Below are 24,169 nucleotides of genomic sequence, written 5' to 3' on the forward strand. Positions count from 1 at the left end.
GATGGGCGGTGGTCAGCGCGCCGGGCAGCGCAGCCCCGCCCGGGGCACGGTCAGCGAGATCAGGTACGCGTCGACGGCGGCCGTGATGCAGGCGGTCTGCGGGTATGCCGTGTGCCCCTCGCCCTCCCAGGTGAGCACCTGCCCGACGCCCAGCATCGAGGCCAACGCGGCGGTCTGCTCGTACGGGGTGGCCGGGTCGCCGGTGGTGCCGACCACCACGATCGGCGGGGCGCCGGCCGCCTTCCCGGTCGGGTACGGATCCCGCCCCCCGGGCCACTCGACGCAGCCGAACATGCCCACCGCCAGGGCCGGACCGAACAGCGGATACTTCGCCCGCCACTGGGACTGGAGCTGGCGGATCTGCTGCGGGCTCGGCTTCTCGGTCTCGTCCGCGCAGTTGACCGCCATGTTGGCGTCGAACAGGTTCGAGTAGTGCCCGTCGTCGCCGCGGCCGGCGTACGCGTCGGCCAGCTTGAACACCCCGGTCGGGTCGCCGCCCTGCAACGCGTCGATCGCCCGGGCCAGCTCCTGCCAGCCCGCCTCGGTGTAGAGGGACGAGATGACCGCGTAGAACACCCATCCCGCGGTGGCCTCCCGGCCGTCGCGGCTGCGGACCGGGGAGACCTTGGCCTTATCGATGGCGCTGGTGACGGCGGCCCGGGCGTCCGGCGCGATCGGACAGCGGCCGGCGTTGTCCGCGCACCAGCGGGCGAAGTTGTCGAAGGCCCGCTCGAAGCCCTTCGCCTGGCTCTCCGACCCGGCGATGAGCTTCTGCTGCGGGTCCACCGCGCCGTCGAGCACCAGCGCCCGCACCCGCTTGGGGTAGAGCTGGGCGTACACGGCGCCCAGCAGGGTGCCGTACGAGTAGCCGAGGTAGGTCAGCTTCTCGTCGCCGACCGCGGCGCGCACCGCGTCCATGTCCCGGGCGGCCTGCTCGGTGCCGTAGAGCGGGAGCTGGTCGCCGTACTTCGTGCCGCAGCCGGTGCCGATCCGCCGGTTGAGCGCGGCCAACCCGTCGAACGACGCCTGGCTCTGCGGGTCGGGGTCGTAGCCGAAGCTGGCGTCCAGGTCGGCGTCGGAGATGCACTTGACCGGGCTGGACCGGGACACCCCGCGCGGGTCGAACCCGACGATGTCGAAGCGGTCGGTCACCGCGGCCGGCAGCCCGCCGAACGCCGGGCCGAAGGAGAGGTAGACGGCGGTGTCCACGCCGGAGGCGCCGGGACCGCCGGGGTTGACCACCAGCGAGCCGATCCGATCGTGCTGCTTGTTCGACCGGATCCGGATCAGCGAGATCTCGAAGGTCTCACCGGCCCCCGGCCCGGCCGTCGCGCCGGTGGCGGCACCGTTGCCCCAGTTCCGGGGCACGGCGATCCGGGCGCACTCGTAGCGCATGCCCGGTGCGCCCCGGCCCACCAGCTCGTCGGGGACCTCCGGGCAGGCGCGCCAGGTCGGGGCGGTGCCCGGGGCGGCCGCCGGGCCCTGGCTCTCGGTGCGCGGGGCGAGGGCCGGCAGCGTGCAGCCGGCGGTGAGCACCACCGCGGCGGCGAACCCGGCCAGGCCGGGTCGGACCCGGCGGATCCGGTCGGAGAAGCGGGTCACGTGGCAGCCTTCCGTGATCATATCAACGGCCAGGCTACGCCCGACCGGACGCGCTGCCGATGGTCGCCGCCGGATCCCCGCGCAGCACCTGGTCGACGTCGTAGCGGATCGGGCGCTCCAGCTGGTCGTAGCGGCAGGAGCGGGGATCACGGTCGGGGCGCCAGCGGACGAACTGGGCGGTGTGCCGCAGCCGGTCACCCTCCATCGCGTCGTAGCCGACCTCGGCCACCAGCTCCGGGCGCAGCGGCTCCCACTCCAGGTTCTTGGTGCCGGTCCACCGGCTCACCCCGCCCGGGATGCGCTGGCCCCGCTCGTGGTCGCCGTGCACCCACGGGTGGTCCCCGCCGACGTCGCGGTAGGGCTCCAGCTCGTCCAGCAGCTCCTTGCGCCGGGCCGCGGTGAACGACGAGCTGACCCCGATATGGTGCAGCACGCCGGCGTCGTCGTAGAGGCCGAGCAGCAGCGAGCCGACCACCGGGCCGGACTTGTGCCAGCGGAAGCCGGCCACCACCACGTCGGCGGTGCGGGCGTGCTTGACCTTGAACATCAGCCGTTTGCCCGGCTCGTACGGCAGGTCGGCCGGCTTGACGATGAGCCCGTCCAGCCCGGCCCCCTCGAACACGTCGAACCAGCGCCGAGCCGTCTCCGGGTCGGTGGTGATCTGGGTGACGTGCACCGGCGGGCGGACCTTGGCTAGGGCCTGCTCCAGCCCGGCCCGCCGCTCCGGGTAGGGCCGGTCGGTGAACAGCTCGTCGTCGAGGGCGAGCAGGTCGAACGCGACGAAGTCGGCCGGGATGGTCTCGGCGAGCAGCTTCACCCGGGAGGCGGCCGGGTGGATCCGCTGGGCGAGCAGCTCGAAGTCGAGCCGGGGCTGGCCGCTCGGGCCGTCGCGGCGGATCACGATCAGCTCGCCGTCGACCGCGCACCGGGGCGGGAGTTGGCGCCGTGCCTGCTCGACCACCTCCGGGAAGTAGCGGGTCATCGTCTTACCGCCCCGGCTGGCCAGCTCGACCTCGTCGCCGTCGCGGAAGATGATGCAGCGGAAGCCGTCCCATTTCGGCTCGTACGTCATGCCGGGGGCGGTGGGCAGCTGGGGCACGCTCTTGGCCAGCATCGGCTCGACCGGCGGATTGATCGGCAGGTCCACGGCGACCAGTCAATCAGACGCCACCGACAGTGGTGAGGCAGATCACCGGTGGCGTCGGGCGGCGTGTCCCCGGACGGGCCGGTTCGTCACCCCCGACCGGATGGTGAAACCGCAGGTCAGGGCTACCGTTCGCCGCGTGCCGGAGTGGATCTGCGGATGCTGTGGACGCTGGCGGGTCAGTTTGGAGCTGATCCGCGGGCGGTACCGCTACCGGCTGGTGCACCGCTACCGCCCGGACCAGGGCGGCGGCGCCAACGTCATCGGCGAGGTCGCCTCGGTGGCGGAGCTGGAGGAGCTGCTCCGCCGGTACGCCCCGGTGAGCCTGGCCGACCTCCACGAGGCCGCGTAGCCGCCCGCCCGCCCGGGTGCGGGCCGTAGGCTGGCGCTGTCCCCGCGCGAGGAGGTGGCCGCCGTGCCGGAGCTGACGTACCCCGAGGTGGGGGCGACCCGCGAGGGCGCGCTGCCGGCCGGCTATCACCACCTGCGCCACCGGGTCCGGCTGCCGGACGGCGGCTTTCCCACCGCCGCCGAGGCGGTGCTCGACTGGCGGCTGCACCGGGCCGCCGGGGTGGTGATGCGCACCGACGCGCCACGCGCCGCCGCGGGCGTGCGGGTCACCCCGGGGCTCGGCGTCGGCCCGCTGCGGATCTGGGGCCCGACGGAGGTGGTCTGGACGGCGGACGAGCCGGACCGGGCTGGTTTCGGCTACGGCACCCTGCCCGGGCATCCCGAGATCGGCGAGGAGGCGTTCGTGGTCACCCGGGCGGCCGACGGGGTCTGGTTCGAGGTGACCACGTTCAGCCGCCCGGCCCGCTGGTACCTCCGGGCCGCCGGTCCGCTCGCCCAGGCCGTGCAGCACGGCTACGCCTGGTGGCTCGGCCGCACCCTGCGCCGGCTCTGCGCCCGGGGCTGACCCGCGCCCCGGCTCGTCGGGCCGGTCAGTAGCCGGCGAAGGAACGGATGGTGGCGCGGGGGCCGTACCTCGGCGCCTGGATGCCGGCCGCCTCCAGCAGCAGGCAGACCCGCCCCCGGTGGCCGCGGAACGGCTCCAGCAGCGCCAGCATCCGGGCGTCGTTCCCGCGCGGCTCCCCGGCGAGGGCCCAGGCCACGGTGTTCGGGATGTGGTAGTCGCCGACGCTGACCGCGTCCGGGTCGCCGTACGCGATCCGGACCACCTCGGCGGCGGTCCACGGGCCGATCCCGGGGATCGCGGTGAGCCGGCGGGTGGCCTCGACGGTGTCGGCGCACTGCTCCAGCCGTTCAGCGGCGGCGGCCGCGCGGCGCAGCGTCTCGGCCCGCCGCTGCTCCACCCCGAACGGGTGGAAGACCCAGTACGGGGTGGCCGCCACCGCCGCCGCCGGCGGCGGCAGGAGCAGCGACAGGGGTCCCGGCGCCGGCTCCCGGAAGTGCCGGACCGTCGCCGCGTACGCCCGGTACGCCTCCTTGCCGGTGACCTTCTGCTCCAGCACCGCCCGCAACAGGCGGGGGAAGACCTGGCCGGTGGCCGGCATCCGCAGCCCGTGGTGCTCGCGGGCCAGCCGGGCCACCACCGGGTGCGCGGCGGCGAGGTCGGCGAACCCGGTCAGGTCGTCCCGGAGCCCGGCGATCGCGTCGGCCCGCTCGACGACCCAGTCCGCTCCCGGCCCGTACCCCTCGACGACCAACTCGTCCCCGGCGGGGCGCAGCGCGAGCGTGGCCGGCCCGGCCGGGGTGCGGGTGGCCCACCAGAAGGCGCCGCCGGCGACCCGCGCGCACGGGTCGTACGGGCTGAACGTGAGCGACCGGACCGACCTGGCCAGCCGGTAGCCGGCCGGGGGGCGCAGCGTCCGGTGGGCGGCGGGGGAGGTCACCCGGTCACTCTGCCACGCGGACCATCAGCCGGCCCCCACGGGCATGGCCGCCGGGGCGATACGGAGCGGTCCGCCGGACGGATCAACGGCGCACGGAAAAAATCCCGGGTGGCGGCGGAGTGGAATCCCGGGCGTCGGCGTCCCGCACCACCGCAGCGCCCCCGGCGAACCGGTCCAGCTCGTCGCCCGCCAGCACCCGGCCCGGAAACCAGTCGCCGGCGGCCCGCCGGGACAGCTCCGCCACCGGCGGGTCGACCCGCGACGCGACCAGCACCAGGTTGCCGTAGCGGCGCCCCCGCAGCACCGCCGCGTCGCTGACCAGACAGGCCCGGGGCAGCACCGCACGAACCGTGGCGACCTGGGCGCGGGCGTGCCGCAACGGCGGGCCGTCGGCGATGTTCGCCAGATAGAAACCACCCGGACGGAGCACCCGGGCCACCTCGGCGGCGTACTCCACCGAGGTCAGGTGCGCCGGGGTGCGGGCACCGGCGAAGACGTCCGCCACCACCAGGTCGTACCTGGCCTCCCCGCTGGCGGTGAGGGTGGCCCGGGCGTCCGCCACCCGTACCCGCAGTCGCGCCTCGGCGGGCCACGGCAGCGCCCGGCGGACCAGCTCCACCAGCGCGCCGTCCACCTCGGACACCCGCTGCGTCGAACCCGGACGGGTGGCCGAGACGTACCGGGGCAGGGTCAGCGCGCCCCCGCCCAGGTGCAGCACCCGCAGCGGGGTGCCGGCCGGGGCGACCAGGTCGATCGCCGCGGCCAGCCGCCGGACGTACTCGAACTCCAGGTGCGTCGGATCCGCCAGATCCACATGAGACTGCGGTGCGCCGTCGAGCAGCAGCGTCCAGGAACCCGGCCGGTCCGGGTCGGGCACCAGCTCGGCCTGCCCGGTGTCGACCTGCTCGACCACCCGGTCCGCACCGCGTCGCCGGCCCATCAGCGGCGGATCCCCCGGGCGGCCGCGGTCAGCACCCGGTGCAGCAGGCGGGCGTCGCCGAGCAGCCTGCGCAGCCGGCGCTCCAGGCCGGCGATCGGGATCAGGTTCTGCGGGGCCCGCGGATCCTTGTACGGGGTGGAGGCGAACCGGGGCAGGGTGACCAGGGCGAGGTCGGCCAGCTCGATCGCCTCGGCCGGGGTCAGCTCGGCGGAACACTCCATCCGGACGATGCCCGCCCAGGGCGCGCCCCCGGCCACCGGCAGCCGCAGATACCAGGAATAGCCGCCCCACGCGGTCTCCAGCCGGAACACCGGGCAGCGCTGCCCCGGGGCCAACCCGGTGACCACCGCGGTCAGCCGCGCGTCCAGGTACTGGCTGTGCTGCGTCTTGATGTAGCCCAGAGTGCGCGGCAGGTGCCGGCGGCTGCGCAGCGGGCCGTCCACCACCAGCAGGTCACCATCGGTACGCGCGGCGTCGGAGACCGCCACCTCCAGCGCCGTCAGCGGGGCCTGCACCGCGGCCGGCAGCTTGCTCAGCTCACCGGTGCCGCCGACCCGATGCACCGGGTAGCGGATCTGCCCGGCCACCACGTCCTGCGCGGAGGGGCTGGCGGTGAACAGGCCCCGGCCCACCTGGGCCCCGGCCAGCTCCGCCGCGCCGCGCTCCAGGTCGCAGCGCACCACGCCGGCGGCGTACGAGGCAGCGATGCCCGGGAACGAGCCGCCGTCGTCCTCGGCCGTCCAGACGCTCGCGTCGATCCGGCGTACCCCGTCGACCAGTAGCACCACGTCCGGGGCGAGCACGTCCCGCCGGGCGTCGATCGCCCGCCAGTCCGTCGCCGGCAGCTCGACGCCGACGTCGACCTGGGCGCTGCTCGGCGCCGCCGGTCCGCCCCCGCCGGCTGCCTCGAACGACGCCCCGTACGCCGGATCCCACGCGTCGACGTAGAACCGCGTCACAGGCCCGTCCGTTCCACCCGGGCCGTGCGGGCGTCCTTGCGGACCTCGAAGCGGACCGGGATCCGCTCGGCGAGGGCCGGCACGTGGGTGACCACGCCGACCATCCGGTCGCCCCGGGCGGCCAGATTTTCCAGGGTGGCGGCGACCGTGTCCAGGGTGGCCGCGTCCAGCGTGCCGAAGCCCTCGTCCAGGACGATCGACTCCAGGCTGGCCGCGCTGGTGGACATCCCGGCGAGCTGCTCCGACAGCGCCAGCGCCAGGGCCAGTGACGCCTGGAACGTCTCCCCGCCGGAGAGGGTCCGCACCCCGCGCCGCAGCCCGGCGTCGTGGTGGTCGACCACGAAGAACTCGCCCTTGTCGTGCACCAGGTCGTACTGGCCGTTGGAGAGTTCCCGCAGGATCCGCGACGCGCCGTCGACCAGCAGGTCCAGCGCCTCGGCCAGCAGCCACCGCTCGAAGTTGTTGGCTCGCAGGTGCCCGGCGAGCGCCCGCGCCACCCGGGCCTCCCGCTCGTGACCGGCCCGCTGCTCGTGCAGCTCGGCGGCCTGCTCGCGCCGCTCGGTCAGCCGGCGCAGCTCCGCCTCCGCGCGCTCGACCGCCACTGCGGCGTCCCGCCGCGGATCGTCGGCCACGGCCAGCCCGGCCGCGGTGAAGAGCCCGCCGATCCGCTCCTCGACCTCGGCCGCGGCGGCCTCGGCCGCGCCGACCGAGGCGGCCAGCCCGTCCCGGTCGGCCCGCCGCCGCTCGGCCTGCTCAGCGGTCCAGCCGGCGAGCGCCCTCCACGCGGCGGCCACGTCGTCGCGGTCGGCGGCCGGCGGGCCGAACCGGGCCAGCCCGTCCCGCGCCGTGTCGAAGTCCCGCCAGGCGCGGCGCAGCCGCTCCTCCGCGCCGTCGAGCGCGCCCCGGGCCCGGCGGGCGGCGTCCCGTCCGGCGCGGACCGCGCCGGCGGCCTCCTCCAGGGCGCGGCGCAGCCGGGCGTGCTCGTCCAGCGCCTCCCGCAGCGCGGCCGGCGCGGCGGCGTCGGCGAGCTGGTCGTCCAGCTCGGTCAGCCGGGTCCGCAACTGGTCGTGCTCGGCGCGGGCGCGCAGCAGCACCCGGTCCAGCTCGCGGGCGGCGGTGTCGCGCTCCTGCACCAACCGCTTGGCGGCCTCGCTGGCCGCCCGGGCCGCCTTGCCGGCCGCGATCGCCCGGGCCACCGCCGACCCGGCCGGCACCGCCGGCACCCGGGGCACGGCCTGCTCGCAGACCGGGCACGGGCCGCCCTCGACCAGGTGCGCGCGCAGCGCCACGGCATGGTCGGTGGCCTTCGCCTCCTCGTGCGCCCGGAACGCCGCCTCCAGCTCCGCCTCGGCCCGCTCGGCGGCGGCCCGGGCCTCCGCCAGGGCGCCGACCGCCGCGTCGTGCTCGGTCTGCGCCGCGGCCACCGCCGCCCGGACCGCCGCCACCTGGCCGGTCAGCTTCTCCCGGTCGGCGTGCGCCTTGAGCAGCAGCCGCAGCGCGCTCTCGTCGCCGGCCGCGGCCAGCTCGCCGCGCAGCTTCTCCTCCCGCTCCTCGGCGAGCCCGACGGCCGTGGCCGCCTCGTCGGCCGCGACCCGCGCCGCCGCCACCGCCCGGGCCAGCTCGGCGATCCCGTCCGGCGGCCGCACCCCGGCCAGCACGGCCAGCTCCGCGTCCCGCTCGGCCAGCGCCGCCGCCTGCTCGCGCGCCGTCGCCCGGGCCCGGTCCAGCTCGGGTACGGCGACCGCGACCGCCTCGGCCAGCCCGCCCATCCGGCCGACCCGCTGCCGCGCGTCGGCCAGCGTCTCGTCGTCGACGTCGGCGAGGCCGCCGAGCAGCTTGTCGACCGTCTCCAGCTTCGCCTCGACCTGCCCGGCGCGCTCGGTGGCCTTCTTCTGCACCTCCTCGTAAATGCCGAGGCCGAGCAGGTTGACCAGGATCTGCTGCCGGGTGGCCGGCTTGGCGTGCAGGAAGTCGGCGAACTGCCCCTGCGGCAGCACCACGCAGCTGGTGAACTGCTCGTACGGCAGCCCGACCGCGTCCAGCACCGCCTGCTCCATCTCGGCGGGGGTGCCGGCCACCACCTCGCCCAGGTCCTCCGGGCTGAGCCCGGTGTCGAGCTTGGTGACGTCGAACCCGGCCGGCATCAGCTGCAGCCCGGCGTTGGCGGTCTTCACGGTGCCCCGGCCGTCCCGGCGCACCACCCGGGTGGCCACGTACCGGTCACCGGCGGACTCGAAGACCAGCCGGACCCGGGCCTCGTTCGCCGACGGGGCGAGCGCGTTGGCCAGGCCCCGGGCGCCGCCCCAGCGGGGCACGGTGCCGTAGAGGGCGAAGCAGATCGCGTCGAGCACCGTCGACTTTCCGGAGCCGGTCGGCCCGACCAGCGCGAAGAAGTCCGCGTCGGTGAAGTCGACGGTGGTCTCCTCGCGGAAGACGGTGAACCCGGCCATGTCCAGCCGCATCGGCCGCATCAGTGATCGATCCCCTCGAGCAGCTCGTCGAAGAGTTCCTGGACGCCGTCGTCGCCGTGGCCCCGGCTGCTCAGGTAGTCGGCGAAGAGCTCCCGCGGCGAGCGGCCGGCCCGCTGGGCGGTGCGGGTGGCGCTGCCGGGGGCCGGCATCAGCTCCGGGTCGATCCGGATCTCCAGCGCCCGGGGCAGCAGCTCCTGCACCTCCTCCCGCAGGCCGGCGCGGGGCTGCTCGCGGACGTAGACCCGCAGCCAGCCGTCCGGCGGGTCGAGCTCGGCGAGCTGGGCCAGGGTGCCCCGGACGGTCCGCAGCGGCACCGCCCCCGGCACGGGCACCTCGCGGATCTGGGCGGCGGCCGTCGCCGTCACCTCGACCAGCGTCACCGAACCCACGTTCTCCTGCTCCCCGAAGTCGACGGCGAGCGGGCTGCCGCTGTAGCGGATCGGGCAGGGCCCGATGACCCGCTGGGAGCGGTGCAGGTGACCCAACGCCACGTAGTGCGCGTTGCCCGGGAAGACCGTCGCCGGCACCGCGTAGCCGAGGACGGTGTGCGCGTCCCGCTCGCCGCCGCCGGTGCTCGCCCCGACCACGGTCAGGTGGCCGGTGACCAGGTGCACCCGGTCGGGCTCGGTGAAGCCGTCGGCCAACCGGGCGAGCACCCGCCCGAGGTGGTCGGCGTACGTCTGGTTGGCCTCGGCGGCGGTCAGCTCGTACATCTCCACCGCGCGGACGGCGTAGCGCTGGGACAGAAAGGGCAGCGCGGCCAGTTGCCAGCGCTCGCCGCCAGCGGTGACCCCGTCGATGACGTGCTCGGCAGGATTGTCCCGGACGCTGCCCCGCAGGGTGATGCCGGCGGCCTCGGCCCAGGGCCGCAGCGCGTCGAGCGCCTGGCCGTTGTCGTGGTTGCCGCCGATCGCCACCACGTCCGCCCCGGTGCGCCGCAGCGCGGTCAGCGCCCGGGTCACCAGCCGGGTCGCCTCGGGGGTGGGCGCGGCGGTGTCGTACAGGTCGCCGGCCACGATGACCAGGTCGGGCCGCTCGACCCGGGCGATCTCGATCACCTGGGCGAGCACCTGCTTGTGCTCGTCGGCGCGGGACTGCCCCTTGAGGACCTTGCCGACGTGCCAATCGGAGGTGTGCAGGATCTTCACCGTGCCACCCTTTCGTTCGCGGCTGCGGGGCTCCGCCGCGCTGCGCTCCTCGCGCTCACCGGTCGCTCACGCCTCCTAGAACGGGATGTCGTCGTCGGAGGTGCCGGAGCCCACCACCGCGAACGGGTCGGCCGCCTGGGTGATCGAGCGCAGCGTTTCCGACGGCGCGCGGCCGGCCTCGGAGACCCGGGTGGCCCAGGCCGGGAAGGGAAACTCCAGGCAGAGCGGGACCGGGATGTCGGGCTGGTTGACGAACATGGTGCCCGGCTTGGCCAGCAGGGCACGCTGCCGCTGGGCGGGCGGGAGGAAGCCGTATTCCGGGCGGGACGCCTCGGCCGGGTCGAGCCGGCCGACCACCCGGATCGCCGAGTTGGTCACGATCCGCCGCTCCACCTCGCTGGCGGTCTGCTGCGCGCCGACCAGGATCACCCCGAGTGAGCGGCCCCGCTCGGCGATGTCGAGCAGCACCTCCTTGATCGGGGAGGAGCCCTCGCGTGGGGCGTACTTGTTGAGCTCGTCGAGGACGACGAAGAGCAGCGGCTTGGCGGTGCCGGCCTTCTCCTTGCGCTCGAACTCGCTCTTGAGCGTCACGCCCACCACGAAGCGCTGTGCCCGGTCCGGCAGATTGTGCAGGTCGACCACGGTGACCTGGGCGCTCTCCGCGGTGTTGATCGAGTGCGGGCGGCGGGTGGCCAGGTCGCCCCGGATCAGCCGGCCGAGGTCCTTCTTGCTGCCGATCAGCCGGCGGGCGAACGCGTTGACCGTGCCCAGGCCAACCGCGCTGCCCGCCCAGTCGCCCCGGGTCTCGTCGTCGTTGAGCTGCTCGACGATGTGGTCGACCAGGTCGGCGTACGACCCGAGCCGGACCCCGTCGATGCTCACCCCGCCGTCGGCGGGCTGGGCGTACCGGGCCAGGTGGGCGGCGACCGAGTGGACCACCATCGTGTACTGCTGGCGCTCGTCGTCGGCGTCGGCGAAGACGTAGGGCAGCAGCCGGTCGGCGCAGAACTCGCTCAGCGTCCAGTAGAAGCTGTCGACGCCGGTGAGCCGACTGCTCACGTCCGGCGTGCCGGAGGAGTCACCGACCCGGGGCGGCGCGTGGACCCGCACGTCGGGGAAGGCACCGGCGGCCAGCCCGAGCTTCGCGTACCCGGCCCGGGTGTCGTCGTCGAGCCGGGCGTTCGGGTGGTCGAGGAAGAGCAGGTCCTCGCCCTTGACGTTGAAGATCAGCGCCTTGGCGTTGACTGCGTCGCCGCCGAGCACGCCCGAGCGGAAGACCGAGTAGAGCAGGAAGGTGGCGAAGCTGGTCTTGGTGGCCACCCCGGAGATGCCGGAGATGGAGACGTGCGCGCCCCGGGTGCCGTCGAGGAAGTCGGCGTTGAGGTAGACCGGCACGCCGTCGCGGCCCATGCCCATCGGGATGCGCCGCTCCATCCGGTCGAAGTGCAGCGCCCGGGCCCGGGCGTCGCCCTCAGCCCGGTGCACCACCGCACCGGGGGTGGGCGGCACGTAGAACTCAGGGTCGACCCGGGTGGTGGTGACCTCGGCCGCCTCCTGCACCTGCGCGGGGAGCGTGCCGTCGGCGATGGCGAAGACGTCGGAGTCGAACTGCGCGCCCTCGTGTCGGGCCCGCACCTGGGTGACCACGCCGGCGATGGTCACCGGCTCCCGGTCGGGCAGCTCGCGGCGGGTGACCACCACGTCGTCGAGCTGCAGGTAGCTGCCGGGGGAGACGGCGGTCCAGAAGGTGAGCGGGGTGGCGTCGGCGGTGCCGAGCACCCGGCCGACCCCGTCGCCGGGGCCGTCGAGCAGGTCGTCGGTCATCGGCGTTGCGGCGTGGAAACCCGGCCGTTCAGGGCCGGGAAAAAACGCCGCTCCTCCTCTCGGGCGTAGGCCCATCCGTCGGCGCGTTGCAGCAGCCGGAAGTGCCGGTGATGGATGCCCTGCACAAGGGCGTGGCTGGTGCGGATGTTGAACTCTCCGGTGGTTCGCACAGCGACTCGACCAATGTGCCGGCCCTTGTTCTTACCGGCGGATACGACAGCGTGCACCAGGTCGCCGGTTTGGAACCCGTACACCGATTTGCTCCTTGGCAATCGCAGCCGGGGAAAGCCGTACCGGTCACAGCGTGTGCGGGCGTACGAGCCGCGTCCGGTCGCGGCGGCGACCAGCACCTCCCCCGGGCAGGACTGCACGCCAGCGAGGACCCCGACGTGCAGGGCGTCGAGGGAGTGGGTTTTCGGCGCGCCGGTCTGGTGCCGGTTCCACTTGGTGCGTCCACCCGTGCATACCTCAACCGGCAGGCCGGTGGCGGCCAGCGCTTGCCACACCGCCCGCCGGGTCGCCGACACGGCCCCGGCGTCCCGCAGCGGCAGTTTCGCTTGGAGTCGGATCCGGGCCAATACATCGTGCCGGTCCGCGAGGAAGACTTCGACCGGGGTGGCGCCCTTAGCCAAGTTGCACGGGACGCAGGCCAGGGTCAGGTTCGACACCCGGTCCGAGCCGCCCCGCGAACGCGGCACAATGTGGTCGATGTTCAGAGGCTCCCCGGACGCGCCGCAGTAGGCGCACTCGCGTCCCCACTTGGCCAGCAGATACTCACGCACCTCGTAGCCGTGCAGGGTGCCGTGCTGGTACTCGACACCTGCGATGTTCGGGTTCTGCATGAGTTGGGTGTCGAACGCGACCCGCTCCACATGCAGGCCGGTCACGGGGGCCCACCGACACAGCCGTTGGACCCAGGACACGGTGTTGTCGATCCGGTGCCGCAGCGACGGCGCTAGCCATCCATCCGACCGGCGGCGGTTGAGGAACCGGGGTGCCCGGTAGCGCAGGTTCCGCGACCGGCGGCCACGCCGGAATACGGCACGGGCGGTCAGCTTGTCACGAATCTGCCCGCCCCGATGGCGGACCTCGATCGCGAACAGGCCGGTCCGAAGCGTGTTGTCGGCGCGGAAGACTGCGATACCGGTGACCTTTGAACCCGGGTCAATGCCGAGTTCAACCCCATCCACCTGCGAGTCGGCGACCCCACGGTCCTTGAGCCGGATCACGAACGGAGTGTGCCGGTGCACCACCGCCCGCCCGGAGGCGAGCAGCTTGCGTGCCCGTGCCGGGGAACACGGCTGCAACGGACGATGGTGTCGGTCAACAACGAACACCACCGGATGGGTGTGGGCCTCACGGCCCTCGCCGGTTCCCGCCGAGGCAGGTTCCGGGTGACGCCGGCTCACGCCGGTCTCCCCTCGCCCATGTCGCACACCGGCTGCCTTGCGGCGTCCGTGTCCCGTTTCGTGGCTTCTCGGGGCCGTGTCTGCTGACACGGATTCCAGAGTCCGGAGCTGAGGAAGCACCCCGGAATTGGTCTTCACACCTGTGTACAACGTAGTCACCTCCCTTTCAGGGGTTTCTGGGGCTGGTCAACCATCCCGAAGAACCGAGCAAGCTCGATCCGTCAGGGCCGAGAAAGTTGACCGGCAGTCTCCGGTCGGCTGGTCGTCCCGTTCGCGGCGCACGAGGTGCATCCTGCCCGAGGGATGCGACAGGTTGCCACGCGACGCGGCGGACGCCACGGCCCGCGTCCGCCGAGCTTGCCCAGCGGGGTCGGATGGCCACGGACGGTACGCCTCTCCGCGCGATTCCCATCCCACCGGCGACTGATCCGCGAGATCCTCAGGAGGCCGGGGAAGCGGGGAGTGGACGTGGGATCGACACGGCGCCGGGTGGTCGCGCTGCTCGTGCTCGCCGCGCTGCCGCCGATGCTCGAGGGCGGGCTGCTGATGGCGTTCGGCTTCCGCGCCGCCCAGGGACTCACCCCGCAGGCCACCGCCGTCTGGCCCTACGACTCGTACCACGACCTGCGCTGGCTGCTGGTGTACCACGACTCGTGGGGCACCTTCCTGCTCGGGCTGGTGACGGTCACGGTGGCCCGCGGGCTGCTCTCCGCCGGGCTGACCGCGCTGGCCTGGCCGGCCGGCGCGGCGCGTCCCGCCTGGAATTGGCTGGTCCGGCGCAACCTGTCGGTCGCGGTGCTGGCCGCGCTGGTCATCTCGCCGTGGGCCGCGCTCTCGGTCGCCTTCTCCGCGGTGTCGCTCTCCTGGTACCTGTTCGCCTCGCTGGTCCCGATGCTGGTGCTCGCCCCCTTCCTGGCCCGGGCCGGCGTGGCCGCCGGCTGGTGGCGAGGGCTGCCCACGATCGAGCTGCTCGGCTGGTCGTCGCTGAACTTCCTGCTGCTGACCCTGGCCGGCGCGCTGATCTCCAGCGTCCCGGGCTGGTGGGCGGTCGGGGTGGCCGCGCTGACCGGGGTGGCCAACGGGCTGCTGTGGCGCGGGGCGGTGGCCGCCGCCGTGCTGCCGGCCCGGGTCCGGCTGCCCCGGCTCCCGGTCGCCCCGATCGCGATCGGGCTGGCCGTGGTGGGGGCGGTCTGGGCCGAGGCGCTGGTCGGGATCGCCGGAGGTGGCCGGCACGGCCCGTGAATGCCCCCGATCCTCAGCGACCGGCTGTCCGACCGGGTGCCGTACGCGATCATCGTCCTCAGCGGGCACGATTCGCGCTGGGACGGCGAGCCGTCCGCCGATCCCCGGGTCGAGCGCTTCTCCTACCGGGGGCTGGACGCGCACGGCCGGCCGCTGCCGTACCCGCCGGAGGCGACCCACCGGTCGCTCGACTCCAGCAGCGCCCTGCTCGCCGCGCAGGTGGACGCGCTGCACCACCGCACCGGCCGACCGATCGCCCTGTTCGGCAACAGCGAGGGTTCCATGGTGGCGCGCACCTACCTGGAGCGGCTGCCCCGTGGCCCGGTCAGCGCCGTGGTGATGTTCAGCCCGCTGGTCCAGGCGGGGCGGACGTACTACCCGCCGCCGGGGCACGAGGGCTGGGGGGTCGCGGCGGGCTGGGAGCTGCGGGTGCTGTTCTGGCTCGCGAATCTCCCCCGGCCGGTCAAGGACCATCCCGACGAGCCGTTCGTCCGCTCGGTGCTGGTCGACGCGCCGTTCTACCGCAACCGGATCCTCTGCCCGGTGCCGGGGGTCCGGATGATCGCTTTCCTGCCCACGGTCAGCGCTGCCGAGGCGCCACCCGGTGAGTACAGCCGCATCCCGGTCTATCAGGAGCCGGCGTTCCACGGCGGCCTGATCGGGCGGCGGGCGGTGGAGGACCGGGTGGAGGCCTTCCTGGCCGGCGAGCCGGTGGCGCAGCCCCGCCGGGAGTACGCGCTGCTCCAGCAGCTGGGCGCAGCCTGGCAGGCGCCCCCGTTGGTCCTCGCGCTCAACCCCCTGTGGTCGGCGACCCGGGAAGGGGATCCGGCGCTGACCGGCCGGGTCTGCGAGCCGCGCTGATCGCACCAGGTGGGCCACCGGCCCGGGCGTGCCGGAACCCGGCGCGCGCCACCGCGACGCCGATCGCGACGTGCGGCCAGGCCCACGCGACGATGTCAGCTGCGTACATCCCCTGCGCCGTCCGCGCCACCCACCCCGTGGAGCCCGTCGTCCCAGGCTAGGGCCCCGATCCAGCCCGCGTGGCCGGTCGCTCCCACGAACCGGTGGTGAACGGGCCACGAAAGTTCTGGAAAAAATCTTGGCACCAGGTCGTGACAGACAAGGGCCCCGCGGCGCAAGAATGTGCAACAACGCATCGAGGATCTTTCCTCCGTCGATACCTCGTGCGTCGTCACGTCCGGTCATCACCGGGCGTGCCGATCCGTCGCCCACCGGCGGGTCGCCCCGTCGGTCGGTACCCCCCCGACCGGCAGTCCTAGTGAAGGTAGGGACTTCATGCGTCGTAGCACTCTCCTCGGCAGTCTGGCCACAGCCGCGCTGCTGGCGGCCGGCCTGCCCGCCACGGCCTCCGCCGCCCCCGTCTCCACCGACGCGTTCACCCGCGCGGTGGCCCAGCTCCGGGCCCACTCGGGTGGCGCCCTGGTCGCCGACGGCCAGACGTTCACGCTCCGTAACGTCCAGGCCGACGTCGACGGCACCGAGCACGTCCGGCTCAACCGCTACCAGGACGGCCTGCCGGTGCTCGGCGGCGACACCGTCGTCCACCTGGGCAAGGGCAACACCTGGCGGGGCGCCAGCCACACGCTCGCCGCCGCCCCGACCCGGGGCGCGAAGGCCCGGGTCAGCGCCGCGGCGGCCGGCCGCACCGCACTCGCCGCCTCCACCGCCGCCGCCCGCCGCGTCGACGGCAGCCAGCTGGTGTACGACGCCGACGCCGCCGGCACCGCGCTCGCCTACGAGGTCGTGGTGGGCGGCGCGTACGCCGACGGCACGCCGAGCGAGCTGCACGTGCTGGTCGACGCCACCACCGGGCGGGTCCGCGACTCGTGGGAGGGCGTGCAGCGCGACGGCACCGGCAACACCTTCCACTCCGGCACGGTGACCGTGGGCAGCACCCTCTCCGGCACCACCTACCAGCTCGCCGACGCCACCCGCGGTGGCCACCGGACGTACGACCTGAACGGCGGCACCACCGGCACCGGCACCCTGGTCACCAGCGTCTCGAACGTCTTCGGCGACGGCACCCTGGCCAACCGGCAGACCGCCGCGGCCGACGCCGCGTACGGGGCCCAGATGACCTGGGACTACTACAAGACCACGTTCGGCCGTAACGGCATCCGCAACGACGGCGTCGGCGCGTACAGCCGGGTGCACTACAGCACCAACTACGCCAACGCGTTCTGGCAGGACTCCTGCTTCTGCATGACCTACGGCGACGGCAGCTCCGGTTGGTACCCGCTCACCTCGCTGGACGTGGCCGGTCATGAGATGAGCCACGGCGTCACCAGCAACACCGCCGGCCTGCGCTACAGCGGGGAGTCCGGCGGCCTCAACGAGGCCACCAGCGACATCTTCGGCACCCTGGTGGAGTTCTACGCGAACAACGCCAAGGACCCGGGCGACTACCTGATCGGCGAGAAGCTGCGCACCAGCGGCGCCCCGCTGCGCTACATGGACAAGCCGTCCAAGGACGGCGCGTCCGCCGACTGCTGGAGCCGGTCCGTCGGGCGGCTCGATGTGCACTACTCGTCCGGCGTGGCGAACCACTTCTTCTACCTGCTCGCCGTGGGCAGCGGCGCGTCGTCGTACGGCAACAGCCCGACCTGCAACGGCAGCACCGTGACCGGCATCGGCAACGCCAAGGCCGGCGCGATCTGGTACCGCGCGCTCACCACGTACATGACCTCGCGGACCGACTACGCCGGTGCCCGCACCGCCACCCTGTCGGCCGCGAAGGACCTGTACGGCACCGGCAGCGTCGAGTACAACACTGTGGCCGCCGCCTGGTCGGCCGTCTCCGTCAACTGACCCGCTGAACCGCGGCCGGCGGTCTCCTCCACCGCCGGCCCCGGTCCCGCCGCGTCGCCAGGGGCGCGGGCTCGCCCTCCCGGGTGTGCCCGCGCCCTTCGCAGTGCCGGACGGCAACTACCCGCGTCGCCGATCTGGCGGCATCCGGGCGCCGCGGACCCCACCACATCGCCGACCCGGGGTCGATCGGGTCGGTCCGGTCAGGCGGCGGGGGCGGACCCGGCGGGTGGTGACTCCTCCGGGTCGCGGGCGTAGCGCAGCATCAGCACCCCGTCCTCGGCGGCCAGCACGTGGCGCAGCGGCAGGTGGCGCGCGGTGCTGCCGGCCCCGGCGGTGATCCGGCCCGGGCCGGCCCCGGCGAGCATCGGCGCGACGGTGAGGCAGAGTTCGTCGACCAGATCGGCTGCGGTGAGCGCGCCGAACAGGTACGGGCCGCCCTCGCAGAGCAGTTGGCCGAGCCCCCGGCGGCGCAGCTCGGCCAGGCCGGCGGCGAGGTCGACCTGCTCCTGGCCGCACCGCACCAGCTCCGCCACGTCGGTGAGCCCGGGGGGCGGCTCGGCGGCGGCCCGGGTGAGTACCAGCGGCCGGACCGGGGCGTCGGCGAAGGCCGCCTGGGCCGGGTCCAGGTCGAGCGAGCCGGAGACCACCACCAGGGTCGGATATTCGGCCAGGCCGTGCTCCCGGCGCCAGGTCCGGCGCGCCTGGTCGAGCCGGACCGCCCGGTAGCCCTCGTGGCGCAGCGTGCCGGCGGCCACCACCAGCCCCTCGCAGAGCATCCGCAGCAGCCCGAAGACCCGCTTGTCCGGCTCTCCGGAGAGCCCGGCCGAGAACCCGTCGAGCGAAACCGCCCCGTCGGCGCTGGCCACGAAGTTCACCCGCAGGTGGGGCCGGGCGGCGCGGCCGTAGAGGGCAGCCAGTTCCGGGTCGGTCAGCGGCCCGGTCGCGGGTGCCGGCCAGACCCGCGAAATCGCCATCCCGTCGGTCATTCGCCGGCCGGACCGGTGACCGGAGGGGTGGGTTCGGGGGTACGGTGCTGGCAGTCGCACCACTTCCGGCCAGGACAGTCGTCGTGCCGCCGCTCCCGGCACGCTCGGCAGATCATGCTGGCAGCCTATGCCGAGGAAGGATGGGACAGCATGCCGCGTCAGATCTTCCAGCTGAAGGTCTCCCTCGCCGGGGTCCGGCCGCCGGTGTGGCGGCGGGTGCAGGTTCCCGGCGGTTACACCCTGGACCGGCTGCATCGGGTGGTGCAGCACGCGATGGGCTGGCGCGACTGCCACCTGCACTCGTTCGAGATCGACGGCTGCCAGTACGGCGAACCCGATCCGGACGGCGATCTGGCGCTCCGCGACGAGTTGGACGTCCGGCTGGACGAGGTGTTGGGCAAGGGCAGCCGGTTCCGCTACACCTACGACTTCGGCGACTGGTGGGAGCACGACCTGGTGGTGGAGGACTCCTGCACCGCCGACCCGGACGGGCGTTACCCGTCCTGCCTGGAGGGGGAGCGGGCCTGCCCGCCGGAGAACGTGGGCGGCCCGTCCGGGTACGCCGTCCTGCTGGCCGCGCTCGCCGACCCGGCCCACCCCGAGCACGAGGCGATGCGGGACTGGGTCGCCGACGGGTTCGACCCGGACTCGTTCGACGCCGCCCGGGCCACCACCCTGCTGCGCCGCTTCTGCTGACCTGCTGACCGCGCGCCGGCCGGGGCTGGTCGTCTCGGTCTGCCGCACCCCTCGGCCGGCTCGGTGGAGCCGTCGCCGGTAACAATCTGGGAACGCTCCCACAGGCCTGTTGACACCTCCTGAAGCGGATCGGCAAGCTCATGGGAGCGCTCCCGGCGTGTGTTCCAAGCCACATCGCTTGTCGCGGCGGCGTCCAGAACCGGCACAACCCCACCACGTGACCCGCCCCGCCGACGGGCGGCACGGGTCAATCACCACCACACGAGTTACCCACCTGAGAGGGGTCAGGGATGAGCGTCATCAGGCGCCGGCTCCGAACTGTCGCGGTAGCCGCGCTCGCCGCGGGCGTGGCTCTCGGCAGCACGGCGTGCAGCAAGAAGAGCGAGGACGAGGGGTCGACCGGCGGGGGCGGCCAGGTCAAGCTGGTCCTGCAGACCTTCCAGAACTTCGGCTATGACCAGGCCATCAAGGACTTCGAGGCGGCCAACCCCAACATCAAGGTCGAGCACCAGAAGATGGGCGAGTTGCGCGACTTCCAGCCGAAGCTGGTGCAGTGGCTCGCCGCGGGCAGCGGCGCCGGCGACGTGGTCGGTCTCGAGGAGGGCGTCCTGCTCGGGTACGTCCAGAACCACGACAAGTTCGCCAACCTGCTCGACCTGGGCGCCGGTGAGCTGAAGGCCAACTTCCCCGAGTGGAAGTGGAACAACGCCCTGACGCCGGACGGCAAGAAGCTGATCGGCCTCGGCACCGACGTCGGCGGCCTGGCCATGTGCTATCGCAAGGACCTGTTCCAGCAGGCCGGCCTGCCCACGGACCGGGACGAGGTCGCCAAGCGGATCAGCACCTGGCCGGACTACATCGCGCTGGGCAAGGAGTTCAAGGCCAGCGGCAAGGTCAAGGCGGCCTGGCTGGACAGCGCGACCAGCCTGATGCAGCCGTACGTCATGCAGAACTCGGAGACCTTCTTCTTCGACAAGGACAACAAGTTCATCGGCGACACCAACCCGGTGATCAAGCAGACCTGGGACCTGGGCCTGCAGATGGCCGCCGACGGGCTGACCGCCAAGGCGCAGCGGTGGAGCGCCGACTGGGACGCCGCTTTCAAGAACTCCGCGTTCGCCACCCTCCCCTGCCCGGCCTGGATGACCGAGGGCGTCATCGCCCAGCGCTCGGGCCCGGCGAACGCCGGCAAGTGGGACATCGCCACGATCCCCGGCGGTGGCGGTAACTGGGGTGGTTCCTACCTCGCCATCCCGGCCCAGACCAAGCACCCGAAGGAGGCGTACCTGCTGGCCAAGTACCTGACCAGCAAGGAGGGGCACCTGGCGGCGTTCAAGGAGGCGGGCGCCATGCCGTCCGACATCGCCGGCCTCGAGGACCCGGCGTTCAAGGACAAGACGAGCGACTACTTCAGCGGCGCGCCCACGGGCCAGATCTTCGGTGCGAGCGTCAAGAACATGAAGCCGGTCTTCCTCGGCGCCAAGCACCAGCAGATCTGGGAGACCATCGTCGAGCCGCAGATGCAGGCGGCCGAGCGCGGCCAGATCAGTTCGGAAGCCGCCTGGAAGAAGGCGATGGACGAGGCCAGGAAGGCGGCCAGCTGAGTCGCCGGTGACCCGCCGAGCCCGCGGGCGTCCAGGGCCCGCAGACCGGTGGCGGCGCCCACACCCGGCCCGGGTGTGGGCGCCGCCGCGAGGTCACCAACGCCCAACTCCCCGGAAGGACCCGCAATGCGTTCCACTGTCGGCGCGGTGCCATCGTCGCGTGCCGCCTCGCCACCCCCGCCCGCCCCGCCGCGCCGGCGCCGGTCGTACCGGCTCGGCCGTTGGGACCTCAGCTACTCCCCGTACCTCTACATCGCCCCGTTCTTCGTCCTCTTCGGGATCTTCGGCCTCTTCCCGGTCCTCTACACCGCCTACGTATCGCTCTTCGACTACGAGTTGCTCAGCGGCACCAAGGAGTTCGCGGGGCTGGAGAACTACCGGGAGCTGATGGCGGACGCCCAGTTCTGGAACGCGGCCTACAACACCGTCGGGATCTTCATCCTCAGCACCGTGCCGCAGCTCGTCGTGGCGCTGATCATCGCCAACCTGCTGAACCGGCAGATGCGGGCCCGCACGCTGCTGCGGATGGGCATTCTCATCCCCAACATCACCTCGGTGGCCGCGGTCGGGATCATCTTCGCGCTGATCTTCGCGGACCGGTACGGCCTGATCAACTGGCTGCTCGGCACCGTGGGCGTCGATCCGATCGCCTGGCGGGACAACCGCTACGCCTCCTGGTTCGCGGTCGCCTTCATGGTCGACTGGCGGTGGACCGGCTACAACGCGCTGATCTACCTCGGCGCCATGCAGGCCATCCCGAAGGACCTGTACGAGTCGGCCGCGTTGGACGGTGCCTCGGCCTGGCGGCAGTTCTGGGCGATCACCGTGCCGCTGATCCGGCCGACGATCCTCTTCACGGTCATCATCTCCACCATCGGTGGCTTCCAGATCTTCACCGAGCCTCTGATGTACGGGTTCGGCCTGGTCCGTGGTGGCGCCGACCACCAGTTCCAGACCCTGGCCATGTACATCTACGAGCGGACCTTCACCGGCAACGCCGAGTACGGGTACGGCTCGGCGATGTCCTGGTTGCTCTTCATGATGATCATCATCTTCGCGCTGATCAACTTTGCGCTCGTACGCCGGTCGGTGAAGGGGGAGCAGAAGTGACCACCGCGCAGACCCTGCCCCGGTCGGTGGCCCCACCACCGCCGGCCCCGCGACGCCGCCGGCGCACCCCCGGCGTACAACTCTGGCAGGCCAGCCCGCTGACCTACCTAGCGCTGATCATCGGCTGCGTGTTGTCGATCTTCCCGATCATCTGGTCGTTCATCATCGCCTCCCGGGACAACAGCGCGGTCTACGAGATGCCGCCGAGCCCCGGCGACCAGTTGTTCACCAACATCGACCGGATGCTCGCCAACGAGGACGCTTCGTTCGTCTACGGTCTGGTCAACTCGGCCGTCGTGTCGAGCGTGGTCACCATCTCGGTGATCTTCTTCTCCAGCCTGGCCGGCTTCGCCTTCGCGAAGCTCAGGTTCCGCGGCAGCAACGCGCTGCTGCTGCTCATCATCCTGACCATGATGGTGCCGACCCAGCTCGGCGTCATCCCGCTCTACCTGATGATGGTGGATCTCGGGTGGACGGGCACCCTGCAGGCGGTCATCGTGCCGTTCCTGGTGCAGGGCTTCGGGGTGTTCATGATGCGCCAGTACGCGATGGCCGCGATCAGCGACGAGCTGATCGAGGCGGCCCGGCTCGACGGCTGCTCCACCTGGCGGATCTACTGGAACGTGGTGCTGCCCGCGCTGCGGCCGGCGGCGGCGGTGCTCGGCCTGCTGACCTTCATGCAGACCTGGAACGAGTTCCTCTGGCCGTTCATCGTGCTCACCCCGGACACCCCGACGGTGCAATACTCCCTGAAGATCCTCTCGTCCGGGCCGTACCAGACGGACTACGTGGCCCTGTTCGCCGGCACCGCGCTCGCGACCCTGCCGCTGTTGGCCGTGTTCATCATCTTCGGCCGCCAGATCATCGGCGGAATCATGGAAGGCGCCGTCAAGTCGTGAGTAACCCAGCCAGCCCACCCGCCGTCGGGATCCTCGACCAGGGTCCGGAACGCACCTTCCCGCCCGGCTTCCTGTGGGGTGCGGCGACCGCGGCGTACCAGATCGAGGGGGCGGCGGCCGAGGGCGGCCGGACCCCGTCGATCTGGGACACCTTCAGCCACACCGAGGGCCGGACGGTGGCCGGGCACACCGGTGACGTGGCCTGCGACCACTACCACCGGATGCCCGCGGACGTACGGCTGATGGCCGACCTGGGCCTGAAGTCGTACCGTTTCTCGATCTCCTGGCCGCGGGTCCAGCCGGGCGGTACCGGACCGGCCAACCAGGCGGGACTGGACTTCTACCGGCGGCTGGTCGACGAGTTGCTGGCCCACGGCATCGAGCCGTGGCTCACCCTCTACCACTGGGACCTGCCCCAGCCACTGGAGGACGCCGGCGGCTGGCCGGCCCGCGACACCGCCGGCCGGTTCGCCGACTACACCCGGCTCGTCGCCGACGCCCTCGGCGACCGGGTGCGATACTTCACCACCCTCAACGAGCCGTGGTGCTCGGCGTTCCTCGGCTACGGCTCCGGCCTGCACGCGCCCGGCCGCTCGAACGGGTCGGACGCGGTCCGGGCCGGGCACCACCTCATGCTCGGGCACGGGCTGGCCGTCCAGGCGGTGCGGGCGGCCCGGCCGGAGGCGCAGCTCGGCATCACGCTCAACCTCTACCCGGTGACCCCGGCCACCGACTCGCCCGCGGACACCGACGCCGCCCGCCGCATCGACGGGCTGGCCAACCGGTTCTTCCTCGACCCGGTGCTGCGCGGGGCCTACCCGGCGGACCTGCAGGCCGACCTGCGCCAGGTCACCGACTTCGGGCACGTGCGCGACGGCGACCTGGGGATCATCTCGGCGCCGCTGGACATGGTGGGCGTCAACTACTACAGCCGGTACGTGGTCGCCGCACCGGTCCCCGCGGCCGGGGCGGAGGCCTACTGGCGGGCGCCGTCCTGCTGGCCCGGCAGCGCGGACGTCCGGTTCGTCACCCGAGGGGTGCCGATGACCGACATGGACTGGGAAATCGACGCCCCGGGCCTGGTCGAGACCCTGGAACGCGTCCACCGGGACTACACCGACCTGCCGCTGTACGTCACCGAGAACGGCTCCGCGTTCGTCGACACGGTGATCGACGGCCGGGTGGACGACCCGGACCGGCTGGCGTACTTCGACACGCACCTGCGCGCCGCGCACGCCGCGATCGGCGCCGGGGTGCCGCTGAAGGGGTATTTCGCCTGGTCGCTGCTGGACAACTTCGAGTGGGCCTGGGGCTACACCAAGCGCTTCGGGATGGTGTACGTCGACTACGACAGCCAGGCCCGGATCCCCAAGTCCAGCGCCAGGTGGTACGCCGAGGTGATCCGACGTAACGGCCTGGCCGCACAATAGGGCGGAAGGCCAGCCAGTAACGG

The 24,169-nt window shown here is 73.0% G+C and carries 18 protein-coding genes and 1 pseudogene; 9 read left to right on the plus strand and 10 right to left on the minus strand.

The annotated features are described in order from the left end of the window. Window positions 1-12: 12 nt before the first annotated feature. Both A6A27_RS15980 and A6A27_RS15985 read right to left on the minus strand, forming a co-directional pair. A complete protein-coding gene (locus A6A27_RS15980; protein ID WP_241825281.1) occupies window positions 13-1,581 on the minus strand; it encodes an alpha/beta hydrolase in 1,569 nt (522 codons plus the stop codon). Between the two features lie 55 nt (window positions 1,582-1,636). Further along, window positions 1,637-2,749, minus strand: coding sequence for an ATP-dependent DNA ligase (locus A6A27_RS15985; protein ID WP_073835408.1), 1,113 nt, complete (start codon window positions 2,747-2,749; stop codon window positions 1,637-1,639). Window positions 2,750-2,885: 136 nt separating this feature from the next. On the opposite strand from A6A27_RS15985, the gene A6A27_RS15990 reads away from it, so the two are divergent. After that, entirely contained in the window at window positions 2,886-3,098 is a 213-nt protein-coding gene (locus tag A6A27_RS15990) for a hypothetical protein (RefSeq protein ID WP_073835409.1), read from the plus strand. 63 nt (window positions 3,099-3,161) lie between these two features. After that, window positions 3,162-3,662, plus strand: coding sequence for a DUF1990 family protein (locus A6A27_RS15995; RefSeq protein WP_143194015.1), 501 nt, complete (start codon window positions 3,162-3,164; stop codon window positions 3,660-3,662). A gap of 25 nt (window positions 3,663-3,687) precedes the next feature. Here the strand turns inward: A6A27_RS15995 and A6A27_RS16000 are convergent, their stop codons facing one another. From A6A27_RS16000 to iscB, 7 genes are all read right to left on the minus strand, one after another. Further along, a complete protein-coding gene (locus tag A6A27_RS16000; RefSeq protein WP_073835411.1) occupies window positions 3,688-4,599 on the minus strand; it encodes a DNA-3-methyladenine glycosylase family protein in 912 nt (303 codons plus the stop codon). Between the two features lie 82 nt (window positions 4,600-4,681). Continuing rightward, window positions 4,682-5,539, minus strand: coding sequence for a spermidine synthase (locus A6A27_RS16005; RefSeq protein WP_073835412.1), 858 nt, complete (start codon window positions 5,537-5,539; stop codon window positions 4,682-4,684). Continuing rightward, window positions 5,539-6,498: a hypothetical protein gene (locus tag A6A27_RS16010; RefSeq protein ID WP_073835413.1), complete on the minus strand. Its 960-nt coding sequence runs from the start codon at window positions 6,496-6,498 to the stop codon at window positions 5,539-5,541. The genes A6A27_RS16005 and A6A27_RS16010 overlap by 1 nt, the downstream gene beginning before the upstream one ends. Beyond that, window positions 6,495-8,969, minus strand: coding sequence for an AAA family ATPase (locus A6A27_RS16015; protein ID WP_073835414.1), 2,475 nt, complete (start codon window positions 8,967-8,969; stop codon window positions 6,495-6,497). The genes A6A27_RS16010 and A6A27_RS16015 overlap by 4 nt, the downstream gene beginning before the upstream one ends. Then, the gene (locus tag A6A27_RS16020; RefSeq protein WP_073835415.1) at window positions 8,969-10,117 is read right to left on the minus strand and encodes an exonuclease SbcCD subunit D; all 1,149 of its coding nucleotides are present in this window, start codon (window positions 10,115-10,117) and stop codon (window positions 8,969-8,971) included. Before A6A27_RS16020 ends, A6A27_RS16015 begins: the two co-directional genes overlap by 1 nt. 75 nt (window positions 10,118-10,192) lie before the next feature. Beyond that, entirely contained in the window at window positions 10,193-11,941 is a 1,749-nt protein-coding gene (locus A6A27_RS16025; RefSeq protein ID WP_073835416.1) for an ATP-binding protein, read from the minus strand. Continuing rightward, on the minus strand, window positions 11,938-13,509 hold the full coding sequence (gene iscB, locus A6A27_RS16030; RefSeq protein ID WP_338013286.1) for an RNA-guided endonuclease IscB: 1,572 nt from the start codon (window positions 13,507-13,509) through the stop codon (window positions 11,938-11,940). The genes A6A27_RS16025 and iscB overlap by 4 nt, the downstream gene beginning before the upstream one ends. Window positions 13,510-13,875: 366 nt before the next feature. Here iscB and A6A27_RS47450 point away from each other — a divergent pair. Together A6A27_RS47450 and A6A27_RS16040 are read left to right on the plus strand one after the other, a co-directional pair. Beyond that, window positions 13,876-15,453 (plus strand): annotated as a pseudogene (locus A6A27_RS47450) (hypothetical protein). 435 nt (window positions 15,454-15,888) lie between these two features. Beyond that, a complete protein-coding gene (locus tag A6A27_RS16040; RefSeq protein WP_073835417.1) occupies window positions 15,889-17,421 on the plus strand; it encodes a M4 family metallopeptidase in 1,533 nt (510 codons plus the stop codon). Window positions 17,422-17,621: 200 nt separating this feature from the next. On the opposite strand, the gene A6A27_RS16045 is transcribed toward A6A27_RS16040, so the two are convergent. Next, on the minus strand, window positions 17,622-18,407 hold the full coding sequence (locus tag A6A27_RS16045; RefSeq protein WP_073835418.1) for a pyrimidine reductase family protein: 786 nt from the start codon (window positions 18,405-18,407) through the stop codon (window positions 17,622-17,624). Between the two features lie 150 nt (window positions 18,408-18,557). On the opposite strand from A6A27_RS16045, the gene A6A27_RS16050 reads away from it, so the two are divergent. The 5 genes from A6A27_RS16050 to A6A27_RS16070 all read left to right on the plus strand — a co-directional run bounded on the left by A6A27_RS16050 (window position 18,558) and on the right by A6A27_RS16070 (window position 24,146). Beyond that, window positions 18,558-19,103 carry a plasmid pRiA4b ORF-3 family protein gene (locus A6A27_RS16050; RefSeq protein ID WP_073835419.1) on the plus strand — a complete coding sequence of 182 codons (546 nt, stop codon included), beginning with the start codon at window positions 18,558-18,560 and terminating at the stop codon, window positions 19,101-19,103. Window positions 19,104-19,393: 290 nt separating this feature from the next. After that, window positions 19,394-20,707, plus strand: coding sequence for an extracellular solute-binding protein (locus tag A6A27_RS16055; protein WP_073835420.1), 1,314 nt, complete (start codon window positions 19,394-19,396; stop codon window positions 20,705-20,707). Between the two features lie 126 nt (window positions 20,708-20,833). Next, window positions 20,834-21,817: a carbohydrate ABC transporter permease gene (locus A6A27_RS16060; RefSeq protein ID WP_073835421.1), complete on the plus strand. Its 984-nt coding sequence runs from the start codon at window positions 20,834-20,836 to the stop codon at window positions 21,815-21,817. A 26-nt stretch (window positions 21,818-21,843) separates the two neighbouring features. Then, on the plus strand, window positions 21,844-22,716 hold the full coding sequence (locus tag A6A27_RS16065) for a carbohydrate ABC transporter permease (protein WP_073835443.1): 873 nt from the start codon (window positions 21,844-21,846) through the stop codon (window positions 22,714-22,716). Continuing rightward, a complete protein-coding gene (locus tag A6A27_RS16070; RefSeq protein WP_073835422.1) occupies window positions 22,713-24,146 on the plus strand; it encodes a GH1 family beta-glucosidase in 1,434 nt (477 codons plus the stop codon). Before A6A27_RS16065 ends, A6A27_RS16070 begins: the two co-directional genes overlap by 4 nt. Window positions 24,147-24,169: the final 23 nt, after the last annotated feature.

The sequence above is a fragment of the Micromonospora sp. CB01531 genome, from assembly GCF_001905095.1.
Lineage (GTDB): Bacteria > Actinomycetota > Actinomycetes > Mycobacteriales > Micromonosporaceae > Micromonospora.